General features: G+C 74.8%; 11 protein-coding genes. 6 read left to right on the top strand and 5 right to left on the bottom strand.

Features of this window, described 5'->3' with window-relative positions; translation table 11 throughout:
* Window positions 1-141 precede the first annotated feature (141 nt).
* From HHX41_RS25210 to HHX41_RS25190, 5 genes are all read left to right on the top strand, one after another.
* Window positions 142-1,161, top strand: coding sequence for a S8/S53 family peptidase (locus HHX41_RS25210; RefSeq protein ID WP_182907961.1), 1,020 nt, complete (start codon window positions 142-144; stop codon window positions 1,159-1,161).
* 44 nt (window positions 1,162-1,205) lie between these two features.
* The gene (locus HHX41_RS25205) at window positions 1,206-1,730 is read left to right on the top strand and encodes an RNA polymerase sigma factor (RefSeq protein WP_169984588.1); all 525 of its coding nucleotides are present in this window, start codon (window positions 1,206-1,208) and stop codon (window positions 1,728-1,730) included.
* Window positions 1,727-2,179 (top strand): hypothetical protein, encoded by a 453-nt coding sequence (locus HHX41_RS25200; protein ID WP_182907960.1) that lies wholly within the window; start codon window positions 1,727-1,729, stop codon window positions 2,177-2,179. The genes HHX41_RS25205 and HHX41_RS25200 overlap by 4 nt, the downstream gene beginning before the upstream one ends.
* A complete protein-coding gene (locus tag HHX41_RS41935; RefSeq protein ID WP_182907959.1) occupies window positions 2,176-4,728 on the top strand; it encodes a CHAT domain-containing protein in 2,553 nt (850 codons plus the stop codon). Before HHX41_RS25200 ends, HHX41_RS41935 begins: the two co-directional genes overlap by 4 nt.
* A 125-nt stretch (window positions 4,729-4,853) precedes the next feature.
* Window positions 4,854-5,834 carry a threonine/serine dehydratase gene (locus HHX41_RS25190; protein ID WP_182907958.1) on the top strand — a complete coding sequence of 327 codons (981 nt, stop codon included), beginning with the start codon at window positions 4,854-4,856 and terminating at the stop codon, window positions 5,832-5,834.
* 34 nt (window positions 5,835-5,868) lie between these two features.
* On the opposite strand, the gene HHX41_RS25185 is transcribed toward HHX41_RS25190, so the two are convergent.
* The 4 genes from HHX41_RS25185 to HHX41_RS25170 all read right to left on the bottom strand — a co-directional run bounded on the left by HHX41_RS25185 (window position 5,869) and on the right by HHX41_RS25170 (window position 11,344).
* Window positions 5,869-6,681, bottom strand: a complete 813-nt coding sequence (locus HHX41_RS25185) for a sulfurtransferase (protein ID WP_169984592.1) — start codon at window positions 6,679-6,681, stop codon at window positions 5,869-5,871.
* 114 nt (window positions 6,682-6,795) lie between these two features.
* A complete protein-coding gene (locus tag HHX41_RS25180; protein ID WP_182907986.1) occupies window positions 6,796-7,911 on the bottom strand; it encodes an alkaline phosphatase family protein in 1,116 nt (371 codons plus the stop codon).
* Between the two features lie 123 nt (window positions 7,912-8,034).
* Complete coding sequence (locus HHX41_RS25175; RefSeq protein ID WP_169984593.1) at window positions 8,035-8,625, bottom strand: DUF5998 family protein; 591 nt, start codon at window positions 8,623-8,625, stop codon at window positions 8,035-8,037.
* 82 nt (window positions 8,626-8,707) lie between these two features.
* A complete protein-coding gene (locus HHX41_RS25170) occupies window positions 8,708-11,344 on the bottom strand; it encodes a GNAT family N-acetyltransferase (RefSeq protein ID WP_310742165.1) in 2,637 nt (878 codons plus the stop codon).
* Window positions 11,345-11,621: 277 nt separating this feature from the next.
* Between HHX41_RS25170 and HHX41_RS25165 the strand changes: the two genes are divergently transcribed.
* Window positions 11,622-12,515, top strand: a complete 894-nt coding sequence (locus HHX41_RS25165) for a carbohydrate kinase family protein (protein ID WP_169984595.1) — start codon at window positions 11,622-11,624, stop codon at window positions 12,513-12,515.
* A gap of 99 nt (window positions 12,516-12,614) precedes the next feature.
* Here the strand turns inward: HHX41_RS25165 and HHX41_RS25160 are convergent, their stop codons facing one another.
* Complete coding sequence (locus HHX41_RS25160) at window positions 12,615-13,193, bottom strand: hypothetical protein (protein WP_182907957.1); 579 nt, start codon at window positions 13,191-13,193, stop codon at window positions 12,615-12,617.
* Between the last annotated feature and the right edge of the window lie 101 nt (window positions 13,194-13,294).

The following is a 13,294-nucleotide window of genomic DNA, read 5'->3' as shown; positions in this document are numbered from 1 at the left end:
GAATGATCACGGTTGGATGACTGTAGGAGAGACTACCGTCCGTCGCAGTCCGGCACCAGAGGGGGGTCATACCGATTGGCGCTTGGTGACCAACCGAATCGGGAAGGACGCCTTCCGTAACCGTCACGGAAGGCCTCCCCCATGCGCAGCCTCCTCGTCGAACCCCTCCCAGGACGGCCCGTCCTCATCCGGCCGGACGAACTCCTGACCTCCTCTCCCGCGGCCGTCGCCCGGTGGGCCCTGGCCGCCGAGCCCCTCCCCGGAGCCGGCCGCGTCCACCGCGTACGGCTGCCGCCGGGCACCGACGTGATCGACCTGACGGCCGTGCTCCGCGACCGCGGGCATCCGGCCTCCCCCAATCACCTGCTCACCGGCCAGCCGCTGTTCTTCGGCGGACCCGGCGGGCCGCCCGCGCCCGCGGCGCCGCCGCCGTACGCGCCGGGCGAGCAGTGCGACGTCACCGTGGCCGTCCTCGACACCGGACTGGCGCCGCATCCGTGGCTCGCCCGGTGGTACAGCGACGACATCGCCGAGACACCCGACGCGGACGGCGACGGCGCGCGCGACCGGCAGGCCGGGCACGGGACGTTCGTGGCCGGGCTGATCCTGCGGCAGGCGCCCGGCGTCCGGCTGCGCGCCCTGCGCCTCCTCGACAGCGACGGCGTGAGCGACGAGGCGGCGCTGCTGCGCGCGCTCGCCACGCTGCGCGGCGCGCGCGCCGACGTCGTGAACCTCTCCTTCGGCGGGCACACCTTCGACGACGCGCCGCCTCTCGGGCTGGCCGAGGCGCTCGTGGATTTTCCCGCCGTCGTCGCGTGCGCGGGCAACACGGCGTCGCCGCGTCCCTTCTGGCCGGCGGCCCTGCCGGGCGTCGTCGCGGTCGGCGCGCTCGACGGGGACGCCAGGGCGGAGTTCTCCGCGTACGGCCCGTGGGTGGACGTCTGGGCGCCGGGTGTCGGCCTGACCAGCAGTTTCCTCGAATACGGGGACTTCCGCGGCTACGCGACCTGGAGCGGCACGTCGTTCGCCGCCGCCCTCGTCACGGGCGCGCTCGCCCGCCTGTGCCGGGAGGCGCCGCCGGACCGGGCCGTACGCCGCCTGCTCGGCGGCGGGCGGCGCATCGCGGATCTCGGGGTGGTCGTGGCGGGCGGGGATCGATAAGGTGCCGTCACGAACAGAATCCCCCCGAGTGCGCAGAGTGACGTATGCCGACAGACAACTCGTTCGCCACCATCGACCAGGCCGCCTGGGAGGACCTGGTCGCCCGGTTCGACGGCAGGATGTGGGCGGTCGCCCGGGCGTTCGGGCTGAGCGCCGCCGACGCCGCCGACGCCGTGCAGGGCGCCTGGCTCCGGCTCGTGGAGAACGCGGACGCGATCCGCGACCCCGGACGTATCGGCGCGTGGCTCGTCACCACGACACGGCGCGAGGCGGCCCGGCTCAGCCGCAGGGCCCGCGGGGAGGTCGCCGCCGACCTGGACGTGCCGGACACGGCGCTCCCCGATCCGACGGCTGCGGTGGTGGACGCCGACTTCGGCAGGCAGGTGTGGCGCAGACTCGACCTGCTCGGAGAGCCGTGCCGGTCGCTCATCCGCCTCTACGTGCTCCACCCCGAGGCGAGGTACGCCCAGATAGCGGTCCGGCTCGACCTGCCGGTCGGCAGCATCGGCCCCACCCGGGCCCGCTGCATGGCCCGCCTGCGCGCCCTCGTCGAGGAGGAGGCCCGATGAGGGAGGAATACCTGCTGGCCGCCCTGCGCATGGGAGCGGGCGCCGATCCGGTGCCCGAAGGCGTGTCGGCCGCCGCCCGGGCGGTCTTCGGCCTGCGGGTGCCCGGGGGTGTGCCCGCCGCGCCGGTCGACGTCGCCGTGCCGCCGGGGGCCCGCTCCGCGGACGGGACGGCGCAGTCCGGTGTCCGCAGGTTCAGCGCGGACGGCCTGGTCATCGACGTCGAGACGACCGTGAGCGGCGGGCGGATGGAAGTGGCCGGTCAGGTGTCCCCCGCCCCCGGTCCGGACACCAGGATCGAGGTGCGCACCCCGCACATCGGCAAGGTCCGCGTGCCCTCCGGCAGCGGTCACTTCGCGGTGGCCGGCCTGCCGCCGGGATGGGTCAGCGTGGTCTGCCACCGGCCCGGCCATGCACCCGTCTTCACCCGCTGGATCCACGTTCGCTCATGACCCCGTTGGACAGAGCCGAGGCCGCCGTGCGGCTGTCCGGGACCGACCCCCGGCTGGCACTCGCGGAGGCGAGAGCCGTACTGGACCTGACCGGGCGGCCGGGACCCGCGGACGCGTACGGCGAGGCGGTCTCGGTGGCGCTGCGCGCGGCGGCGCTCGCGGCCCGCGAACTGGGCGACCTCGAACTCGCCGGGGAGCGGCTGGAGGAGGCTATCGCGGCGGGGCACGGGTTCCCGCGCCGCGTGGCGCAGGCCCGGATGTCGCTCGTCACGGTCCGGGCCCAGCTCGGCGACCCCGAGGGCGGGCTGCGCCTCGCCGACCTCGCCGAGCGGGATCTCGTGGGAACGGACCTGGCCAGGCTCGGCGTGCAGCGGTCGGTCGCCCTGATCCTGCTGGGACGGCACGAGGAGGCCGTGCGGCACTGCGACCGGGCGGTCGGCCTGCTGGACGACGATCCCCGCTTCCGGGCGGGCGGGCTGCTGAACCGCGGCCTCGCCCACGCCTACCTCGAACGGTACGGCGAGGCCGAGGCCGACCTGGCCGAATGCGCCCGGGTCGCGAGGTCGGCGGGGCTGGACCACGTCGCGATGCTGGCGGAGGGCAACCTGCCCTTCGTGTCCGCGCGGCGCGGCGACGTCGCCGCCGCCTTCAGGCGGTACCGGGCGGCCGAGGCCACGCTGTTCGGCTACCCGGAACGGCTCGCCGCGATGCGCACGGACTTCGCCGAGGCGCTGGTGGCGGCGCGGCTGCCCGGCGAGGCGCGCACGCTGCTCGAACAGGCCGTTCCGGAGCTGGTCGCGGCCGGGGCGCAGGCGGCGGTCCCCGGTGCGCGGCTGCTGCTCGCCCAGGCCGCGCTCCTCGCCGGGGACGCCACGCTGGCCGAGACGACGGCGCGCACCGCGCTGGCCGAGCTGGACGCGCAGGGCAGGACGGCCTGGCTGCCCCTCGCCAGGGAGGTCGTCCTGCGAGCCCGCCTCGCGCGGACCACGGCGACCGCCTCGCCGGCCGGTCCCGGCGCACGCGAGGGCCTCCCCGGCCTGGTCACCGAACTGATCACCTGCGCCGACGACCTCGCGACGTGCGGCTGGCCGGGGGCCTCGGCGGCCCTGCGGCTCACCGCCGCCGCTGCCGCCGTACGTCTGGGCGTGATCACACGTGCCCGCGCCCAGCTCGACCTCGTCGCGGCCGGCGCCACGCGCCCCCTCGTACGCTGGCACGCGGCGGCGATGCGGCACCGCCTGGACGGGGACCTCGACCGGGCCCTGGCGGCCGCGGCACGGGGCATCGAGGCCGTGCACGACGCCGGGACGCGTGACCACGGCACGGCGGGGGACACAGCGCTGGACGCGACGGGGGGCACAGCGGGGGACACAGCGCGGGACGCGGAACTGCGGGTGCACGCGGCACGGCCGGCCGAGGACCTCGCCGAGCTCGGCCGGGAGATCGCCCTCGACCGGGCCGGACGGACGGGAGACGCCCGGACGGTGCTCGAATGGGCCGAGCGATGCCGGGCGGTCGTGCGCGGCGCGACGGCTCCCGTGTTCCGGACGCCCGGCGCCCCGCCCGCCGGGGCGGGGATCCTGGTGGAGCTGGTGCGGCGCGGCGACGACCTGTTCGCCGTCACGGCCGGCCCGCAAGGCTGTGCGCTGCGCGCGCTCGGCTCCTACCAGGCCGCGGTGGAGGCGACCGTGCGGATCCGGTACGGCCTGCGCCGCCGCAATCTGCGCGACACCCCGGGCGACGCGGACGCCCCTCGAGGAGCGGCCGGCGACGCGGTCGCCCACGAGCTGTCCGCGCTCGACCGCGTTCTCCTGTCCGGTCCCGGCACGCTCACCCGCGCGGGGAGCCCGCCCGGCGGGCGGGTGACGGTCGTGCCCACCGGAGCGCTGTGCACGCTGCCCTGGCCGCTGCTTCCCTCGCTGCGCGGGCGGCCGGTGTCGGTGGCGGCCGACGCCGCCGGATGGCTCGCTCCGCGCCCCGGGCCGGCCGGGGCCCCTCTGGTGCTGTCGGTCGCGGGACCGGGGCTCGACCACGCCGCCGCCGAGGCCGACATGGTCGCCGCCGCGCACGCGCGGGCACGGCGCGTCGGCGCCACCAGGGCGGAGGTGCTCCGCGCGCTGGAGCTGGCCGACGTGCTCCACGTCGCCGCCCACGGGATGTTCACCCCGCGCGGGCCCATGCTGTCGCGGATCACGCTGGACGACGGGCCGCTCATGGCCTACGACCTGCTGACCGCGCAGCGGATCCCCCGCCTCGTCGTGTTGTCGGCCTGCGACGCCGGGATGGCGCACGCCCCGGTGGACGGCGCGGCGCTGGGCCTCGCCGGGGCCTTCCTCGACCGCGCCGCGCACAGCGGAGTGGCGGGGTGCGTGGTGGCCGGGGTGGTGCCGGTACGCGACGACGAGGCTCTGGCGCTCATGACGATCTTCCACACGCTGCTGGCCGAGGGCCGCTCCCCCGCCGAGGCGCTGGCCCGGGCCTCCGAGAAGACGGCCGTGCCGGGCTTCGTGTGCTTCGGAGCCGGCGACGCGCCCTTCGGCACCGGCTGACCCCCTCGTGTCCCATCTCGGTCACGGCACGGCATGCCCTCTCCGCCGGTGCCGGCCCACCGACGAGCCCACGCCGGGCGTTCACCCCGGACCGAGCAGCGCCGGCGGGGCTACGCTGCTGTGCCGTGCAGGAGACGCGCCTCGACACCGCTCGGATCCGGGCGGCTCGCCATGTGATCGACCCGGTTTTCCTCGACACTCCGCTCTACCGCTGCGAGGCGCTGGAGCCCGCCCTCGGGTGCGCGGTGAGCGTCAAGCTCGAAACGGCGAACCCGGTGCGCAGCTTCAAGGCCCGAGGCACCGAGGTGGTCGCGAGCCTGCTCGCGGGGAACGGCTCGCGGGCCGCGGTGTGCGCCAGCGCGGGCAACCTCGGTCAGGCCCTCGCCTGGTCCGGTCGCGGCCGGGGGCTCGACGTCACCGTCGTGGCATCCCGCTTCGCGCCCGCGGCCAAGCTTGATCGGATCCGCGCGCTGGACGCCAGGCTGGAGCTGGTGGACGGCGACTTCGACATGGCTCGCGAGCGGGCGGCGGACGTCGCGCGGTACGACGGCATCCGCCTGGTCGAAGACAGCCTGGACATCGAGACCTGCGAAGGCGCGGCGACCATCGGCCTGGAGCTGGTGAACACCGTGCCCTCGTTCGACGCCGTCCTGATCGCTCTCGGCGGCGGGGCGCTGGCCACCGGTGTGGGTCATGTGGTGAAGTCCTCGGCGCCCGAAGTCGAGGTGATCTGCGTCCAGCCGCTGGGCGCACCGGCGATGACACACTCGTGGCGCCGACGGCGCGTCGTCACCACAGATTCGGCCGACACCATCGCCGACGGCGTCGCCGGTCGGCGCCCCATCCCGGCCGTCCTGGACGACCTCCTCGTGGTCGCCGACGACTGCGTCCTGGTCCGGGAGGCGTCGATCATCGCCGGCATGCGGATGCTCCTCGACCACGCCGGCCTCGTCGTCGAACCGTCGGCCGCGCTCGGCATCGCGGCGATCCTCGAGGATCGCGACCGCTTCGCCGGCCGGCACGTGGTCACCGTCGTGTGCGGCGGCAACGTCGACATGGACGCCTATCGCCGTTGGGTCGGTGCGGCTCCCGCCCACAGGTCCTGACGCTCGCCCGCCGGGACCACCGCGTGACGCCCCGTCAGCCGGTCGCGACGGGCCTGCCGGGGTCGGCGACCCAGTTGGACCACGAGCCGACGTACAGGGCCGCCGGCAGCCCGGCGATCTCCAGCGCGAGCACCTCGTGGGCGGCCGTGACCCCGGACCCGCAGTACGCGCCGACGGGCACGCCCTCGACCGCGCCGAGGCTGTTGAAGCGCTCGCGGAGGAACTCCCTGGTGTGGAACCGCCCGCCGGGCTCGACGTTCTCACCGGTCGGGGCGCTGACCGCGCCGGGGATGTGCCCGGCGACCGGGTCCACCGGCTCCACCTCGCCCCGGTAGCGCTCGGCCGCCCTGGCGTCGAGCAGCACGCCGTCGGCCGCCAGCGCGGCGGCCTCGCCGGCGCCGAGCACCGGCATCCCTTCCGGCCGCGCCGTGAAGTCGCCGGGCGGCACGGGCCCTTCCTCCTTGGTCACCGGCAACCCGGCCCGCGTCCAGGCCCGCAGCCCGCCGTCGAGGACGCGCACGTCGCCGTGACCGAAGTAGCGCAACGTCCACCAGGCCCTGGCCGCCGCCGTCGAGTCGGCGTCGTCGTAGACGACCACCGGCCGGGCCTGCGACACCCCGAGGCGGCGCATCGCCTCCTGGAACGCCTCGGGCGCGGGCAGCGGATGCCGTCCGGCGGGTCCGGGCGGGGCGGCGAGGTCGGCGTCGAGGTCGCAGAAGACCGCGCCGGGGACGTGGCCCTCGCGGTACGCCTCGATGCCGGGCGGGCCGCCCAGCCGCCACCGGACGTCGAGGATCACGGCGTCGCCGATCGCGGCGAGCTCCTCAGGAGTGATCAGCGGGCTCATGCCATCTCCTCGCCTTCGGTCGGTGTCGGACGGTGCCGCAGCCATTGTGCCGTGCGGCGGGCCGGCGCCGGCGCATCCCCGCCGCCGGTGCCCCCGGCGGATCTCGCGGAGGCGTCAGCGGCGGATCTCCGCCAGCGGGACGTTCTGCTCGGCGGAGGTCAGCGAGCCGTGGTAGCCGATCATCGACGACTCCACCGGCTCGCCGGCCGAGGCCACGATCACGCACTCGCCGTACGGCACGGCCACCACGTCGCCGATGCGGCCGAGCCACTCGCGGCGGACGCGGCGGCCGAACCAGCCCGCGGCGACGGCCTCCTCACGGGTGACCACCCAGGCGCGCCCGCGCAGGACCTCCCGCCAGGTCTCCAGCACCGCACCCGCCGCGCCGGGGGAGGTGTAGACGTGCCGCGCGCGGGCCTCACCACCCAGCATGAGCACGCCCTCCCGAAGGTCGGGGCGCAGGTCCACGTCCACCTTGTCACTGGCGTTGACCATGCCGTGGTCGGCCGTGACGTACAGGACCGCGCCAGGCGGCAACGCCTCGGCGATGCGCTCGGCCATCCGGTCCACCACGGCGACCTGTTCGAGCCACTCCCCGCCGCCCCACCCATGGAAGTGGCCGGCACGGTCGACCTCGCCGTAGTAGACGGTGACAAAGGAGGTCTCGCGCAGCGCCCGCCGCACGGCCTCGACGCGCTCGTCGACGCTGTCGGCGGCCCAGTGGCGCATGCCCCGGTAGACGGCGCGGGTCAGCCCGGTGCCGTCGAACCAGGCGGGCGCCACGTAGACGGGCTCGACCCCCGCCGCCGCCATGCGTTCGTAGACCGTCGGCAGGGGCTGCCACACCTCCGGGTCGACCGGCGGCACCCAGCGCAGGCAGTTGAACAGCCGGCCCTCCCCCGGGACGGCCAGCTGGCTGCCGAGCATGCCGTGCTCCCCGGGAGGAGCGCCGGTGCCCAGGGTGGCCAGGCTGATGGGGGTCGAGGAGGGGAAGCCGGCCGTGAGCGTCCCGCGCAGATGGGCCGACAGGAACGGCGCGGCGCCCGGATGCGCGGCCAGGAGCTCGGCCCCGAGGCCGTCCACGAGGAACAGGCACACCCGGGCGGCCGGTTCCAGCGCCAGTCTCGCGGCGCCCGGCAGCCCGAGGGAGGCGAGCAGAGAGCCCGGCAGATCGGCCAGCGAGGCCGTGCCGTACGCGGGCACGTACGGCACGGGCGCGGCCGGCGGCACCGCGGGAGACGCCGTGGGCGACGCCCCCGAGGGCGTCACGGCGGACGTCGCAGGGGGCTGGGGGTTGATCACGTCGCCTCCCGGCGGCTCGAGGAGGGCGGTCAGGAAGTGTGGTCAGGACACCTAGGTCGCCGTCTTGGCGGTGGCCTCCGACAGGGCCTTCGCGAAGGCCAGCACGTGGGTGACGGCCTCGGGGCCGTCGGCCGCCTCGCTGACCCGGAGGGACAGGTCGTCGGCCGTGATCGCGCCGGTGTAGCCGTGGTCGGCCTCGCAGTTCTCGTCGCCGCAGGTCGCCGGTTCGAGATCGACGTGGGAGATCGCGCCCCAGCCGATCGTCAGCGTGACCTCCGTCGGGGGGACGCCCGGCACGTACGCCGCCGGGTCGGGCACGACCCTGGTCACGGCGACCGACTGGATGCGGCTGAGCCGCACCGCCTCGGTGGTGGTGGAGGCGTGCGAGGCGGGCATGCCCTCGGCGGGCGGGTGCTCGTCGGTGTGGCAGACCAGCAGCCGCGTGGGCGAAAGAACCAGGACCGTGACGTGCCTGCGCACCTCCATCGCCGGGTCGAACGTGGCCTCGTGATGCACGACGTACGCCGTGACCTGCTCGTTGCCGAGCGCGGAGTCGACGGCGTCGGCCACCAGATCCGGGTAGTAGCCGCTGCGATCTATGGCCTCGCGCAAGCCCGCGGCGGAGACTCGGGTTTCCCTCATGGGTCCATCCTGCCCTGTAAGGGACACCTGTTTCACACCCCGGCGGTACGGGTTTTCCGCCCGGGTCCCGGCGCCCGGCCGATCAGCTCAGCCGCCGGGGGCCGACGTCGGGGCGCAGCGCCGTGACCGGCCGCAGCACGGCCCGCGCCCCCAGCACGGCCACTCCCGTCGCGTTCACCAGGACCTGGTCGAGGTCCATCCGGGCGACCTCGGGCAGGGCGTCGGCCAGCAGTCCCACCCGCACCAGCAGTTCCTCCAGCGCCTCCACGGCCACCGCCTGGTAGCCGTACTCGCCGAACAGCAGCGGCGCGGCGCGGACCGACCGCACCAGCCCGGCCGCGTCCTCCGCGGTCAGCGGCGCCAGGCGGTAGGCCTGGTCGCCGAGCAGCCGGGCGGTGACCTCGCCGAGGCCGAACGTGACGACCCCGCCGAAGTAGCGGTCCTGGGCCACGCCGACGACGGTCGGCACCGAAGGCTGCGGCGCCATGCGCTGCACCGCGAGCGGGGTGTCCGGCCCGAGCAGGGCCGCGAGGTCCGCGTACGCCTGCCGGACCCCGGCGGGCTCGGTGAGCCCGATGCGCACGGTGCCGGCGCGGCGGGCGTCCTCGGGGTCGGCCGACTTGACCACGACGGGCCACCCGATCCGCTCGGCGGTGGCGACGGCCTCCTCGGCGTCGGCCGCGACGTGAGCCGGCCACACCTCGATGCCGTGGCAGGCCAGCAGCGCGGTCGCGTCGATCTCCCGCTCCTCGCCGTCCGCCCCCTCTTCGGTCAGTGTGGCGGCGACGATCCGCCGCGCCGCCGCCGTGTCGATCCCCTCGACGTACGGCACCGTGCCCGGGGGCTGCCGGCGCCAGTGGGCGTAGCGCACCACGTGGGCCAGCGCGCGGACCGCCTCCTCCGGGGCGGGGTACGACGGGATCGACCCCCGCTGGGGGGACTCGTCGCCGGGGCCGCCCGGCACCCGCAGCTCCGCGGGCATGCCCAGTTGTCCCTGGAAGGTGGCCAGCACCGGCTTTCCCGACTCCCGCGCGGCCTCCAGCAGCGCCTCGGCCACCTCGCGGCAGTCGCCCGGGATCGGCGGCATGTAGATCGCGACGGCGGCGTCCACCTCGGGCAGGACGCTCCGCAACGCCTCGGCGAACTCTCCCGCGCCGGCCTGGGCGCCGAGGTTGACCGGCGGGCGCGGCTCCAGGCCCGCGCCCGCGCAGGCCTCCTCGGCGAGCAGCGTGAGCGCGTCGGAGTTGCCGACCACGCCCACCCGGGGCCCGGCCGGCAGCGGCTGGTGCGCCAGGAGCTCGGCGACGTCGAACAGCTGCACCAGGTCGTCCACCCGGATGACCCCGGCCTGCGCGAACAGCGAGCTGAGCGCGGTGTCGGGCAGCGCGAGCACCGGCGCGCGGTGCCCGCCGGGGACGCCGCGCGACTTGACCACCACGATCGGCTTGGACCGGGAGATCCGCCGGGCCAGCCGGGTGAACTTGCGCGGGTTCCCGATGGACTCCAGGTACAGCAGGATCACGTCGGTCGCGGGGTCCTCCTCCCAGTATTGGAGGAGGTCGTTGCCGGACACGTCGGCCCGGTTGCCGGCCGAGACGAACGTCGAGATGCCCATGCCGCGCTGCGCCACGCGCTGCAGCAGTGCGGTGCCGAGCGCGCCCGACTGGCTGAAGAACCCGACCCTCCCCCGCCCCGGCAGGGTCGCCGCGAGCGTCGCGTTGAGCCGTACGGCGGGGTCGGTGTTGGCGATGCCCAGGCAGTTGGGCCCCACCACCCGCATGCCGTACCCCCGGGCGATGTGGACCAGCTCCTCCTGGCGTGCCCGGCCCTCCGGACCGGTCTCGCCGAACCCCGAGGAGAGCACGACCAGGCCCTTGACGCCCTTCCGCGCGCACTCCTCGACCAGTTCGAGCACGCCCTCGGCGGGGACCGCCAGCACGGCGAGGTCCACCTCGCCGTCGATCGCGGACACGTTGCGGTAGGCCCGGACGCCGGCCACGGCCCGTACGTGCCGGTGGACGGGGTAGACGGGCCCGGTGAAGTCGGCCGCGAGCAGGTTGCGCAGGACCGTCTGGCCGATTCCGCCCGGTTCGCGGCTCGCGCCGATGACCGCGACCGACTCCGGCGTCAGCAGGCGCGCGATCGAGCGCGCCTCGGCGCGGTGCTCGCGGGCGAGCCGGACCTCCAGCGCGGTCTCGGTGCTGGACAGGTCGAGCGTCATCCGCACGACGCCGTCCTCGAACTGGCTCTGCGCCGTGTAGCCCGCCTGACGGAACAGGCCCATCATCCGGTGGTTGCCCGGCAGCACGTCCGCGATGAACGTCTTGATCCCGCGCTCGCGCGCGGCGGCCCGCAGGTGCTCCATGAGCACCGAGGCCACGCCCCTGCCCTGGTGGGCGTCCTCGACGAGGAAGGCCACCTCGGCGTGGTCGCGCGGCTGCACCCGGTCGTACCGTACGACCGCGACCATCTCGGTGCCGATCGTGGCGATGAGGGCGACCCGATTGTCGTAGTCGACGTTGGTGAACCAGACCACGTCCTTATCGGTCAGCCGCGGCCGTGGCCCGAAGTAGCGGAAGTAGATGGACTCCGCGGACAGGCGTGAGTAGAACGAGCGCAGCATGCCGGCGTCGTCCGGCCTGATCGGGCGGACGTGCGCGGTGCCGCCGTCCGACAGCACGACGTCCGCCTCCCAGTGGGCGGGGTACTGAGGGTGCACGCAATCGAGGCTAGCGGTGCCTGGCTTGACCTGTATTGAGAGATTGCTTACGACTGAGGGGCCCATCTCGCGAGACCGCTTATAGGGGATCTACCAGCCGCGACGCGACGAATTGGGCAACGCTTGTGCATCGACTGTGCCCGTCTGTCCGCTCTCCACCCCACGACACCCCTGGAAGCTGTTAGGTTTCTGGACGTCAGCCTCACAGCACGGAGAGGACGCCGCCCCTCCCAGGGCATGGCTCGCCTCCACTAGCAGTTGGCAAGGTGGTGACATCATGACGCGGGTCGTCGTGGTGGGCGATCTCATGACCGACGCGGTCGCCCGCGCGAAGTTCCCTCTTGCCAGGGCGAGCGACACCCCGGCCGTCGTGACGATGCACGGCGGCGGCTCCGGCGCCAACATCGCCTCCTGGCTCGCCGTGGAGGGCTCGGAAGTGGCCTTCATCGGCCGCCGCGGCGCCGACATCACCGGCCGCAACCGCGACATGGAGCTCATGGGGTACGGCGTGGACGCCCGGCTCGTCATGGACCCCGAGCGGCCGACCGGCACCTGCGTCGTGCTCGTCACGCACAAGGGCGAACGGACCATGCTGTCCGACCCCGGCGCCAACGCCGCGCTGTCGCCCGAGGATCTGCCGCGCGACCTGTTCGCCTCCGGCGGCCACCTGCACATGTCGGGCTACACGCTGATCAACGAGGGGTCGCGCGACGCCGGCCTCGCCGCGCTCGACATGGCCCGCCGCGCCGGCATGTCGATCTCCGTGGACTGCGCCTCCTCCGCTCCGCTGGAGCGGACCGGCGCCGAGCCCTTCCTGGAGTGGACCGACGGCGCGAAGCTGCTGTTCGCCAACGGCGACCAGGCCAAGGTGCTCACCGGCAGGGACGACCCCGCCGCCGCGGCGAAGGTGCTGACCGCCTGGTTCCCGCAGGTCGTGATCAAGCTCAACGCCGAGGGCTCGCTCTGGTACTCCAACAGCCGTCCCGAGCCGGTCCGCGCGTCCGCCGAGGTCGTCGACCGCGTGGTGGACGGCACCGGCGCCGGTGACGCCTTCAGCGCGGGTTTCCTGCCCGTCTGGCTCGACGGCAAGCCGGCCGCCGAGGCGCTGGCGGCGGGCAACGCCCTCGCCGCCAGGTGCATCTCCAACCTCGGCGCCCGTCCCCGGCTCTGACCCTCGCGTCCGGAAGGGCCCAGTTCTGAACAGCGCAGTTCGGAACAGCGCAGTTCGGAACAGCCCAGTTCGGAACGGCGCAGTTCAGGACAACGCAGTTCAGAACGGGCTACGCGCGAGCGCGACCGGCCGCGCGGGCCGCACGCGCATCAGCGGCACGAAGGCCAGCAGGAGCAGCGCGGCTCCCAGCGGGATCAGGTCCTTGCTCACCAGCGGGAGCACGGCCTGCACGAGCACCAGCGTCGCGCTCCACCACGGCACCCGCCGCTGGGACGCGAGCCGGGCCACCAGCGTGACCATGCCCACGTAGAACAGCAACGGCACGACGGTGTAGACGACCGGTTCGACGCCGGGGATCGCCTTGACGGCGTCGAAGCGCGGCCCCATCGCGTCGTGGTCGGCGGACAGGAAGCCGACCACGATGTCGATCGTGAACTGCGCGGCCAGCGCCAGCGCACCGGCGAGACCGGCGATGTATCCCGCCGTGGCGGTCAGCCCGCCGCCGGCCATCGTCCGGAGCCGCCCGAAGATCCACACGAAGAGGACCAACGCGGCCAGGAAGAACAGGTGCCCCATGGTCCAGGCCGGGCCGGGTCCCCGGCTGCCGTCGAGACCGTCGAGGATGCGGGCGACGCCGTACGCGCCGACCAGGGCCGGAGCCGCAACAAGTGCTCTCATGGCGACAAGTTTGGTGATCGGGCCCCCGCCCCGGGATGGGGTGATCACCCTGACTCCACCCTGGCCCGTCCCGGAGGCGAGTCCCGGCTCGCCGCCCCCGC

Source organism: Microbispora sp. H13382 (assembly GCF_014161445.1).
GTDB lineage: Bacteria > Actinomycetota > Actinomycetes > Streptosporangiales > Streptosporangiaceae > Microbispora.
Note: the sequence above shows the minus strand (reverse complement) of the source record. Positions and strands in the feature narration are given on the sequence as shown.

Excerpts from the sequence above, each read along its gene's own strand:
- HHX41_RS25185 (WP_169984592.1), bottom strand. The coding sequence starts at position 6,681 with ATGAGCCCGCTGATCACTCCTGAGGAGCTCGCCGCGATCGGCGACGCC.
- HHX41_RS25175 (WP_169984593.1), bottom strand. The coding sequence starts at position 8,625 with ATGAGGGAAACCCGAGTCTCCGCCGCGGGCTTGCGCGAGGCCATAGAT.
- HHX41_RS41935 (WP_182907959.1), top strand. The coding sequence starts at position 2,176 with ATGACCCCGTTGGACAGAGCCGAGGCCGCCGTGCGGCTGTCCGGGACC.
- HHX41_RS25205 (WP_169984588.1), top strand. The coding sequence starts at position 1,206 with ATGCCGACAGACAACTCGTTCGCCACCATCGACCAGGCCGCCTGGGAG.
- HHX41_RS25165 (WP_169984595.1), top strand. The coding sequence starts at position 11,622 with ATGACGCGGGTCGTCGTGGTGGGCGATCTCATGACCGACGCGGTCGCC.
- HHX41_RS25210 (WP_182907961.1), top strand. The coding sequence starts at position 142 with ATGCGCAGCCTCCTCGTCGAACCCCTCCCAGGACGGCCCGTCCTCATC.
- HHX41_RS25160 (WP_182907957.1), bottom strand. The coding sequence starts at position 13,193 with ATGAGAGCACTTGTTGCGGCTCCGGCCCTGGTCGGCGCGTACGGCGTC.
- HHX41_RS25200 (WP_182907960.1), top strand. The coding sequence starts at position 1,727 with ATGAGGGAGGAATACCTGCTGGCCGCCCTGCGCATGGGAGCGGGCGCC.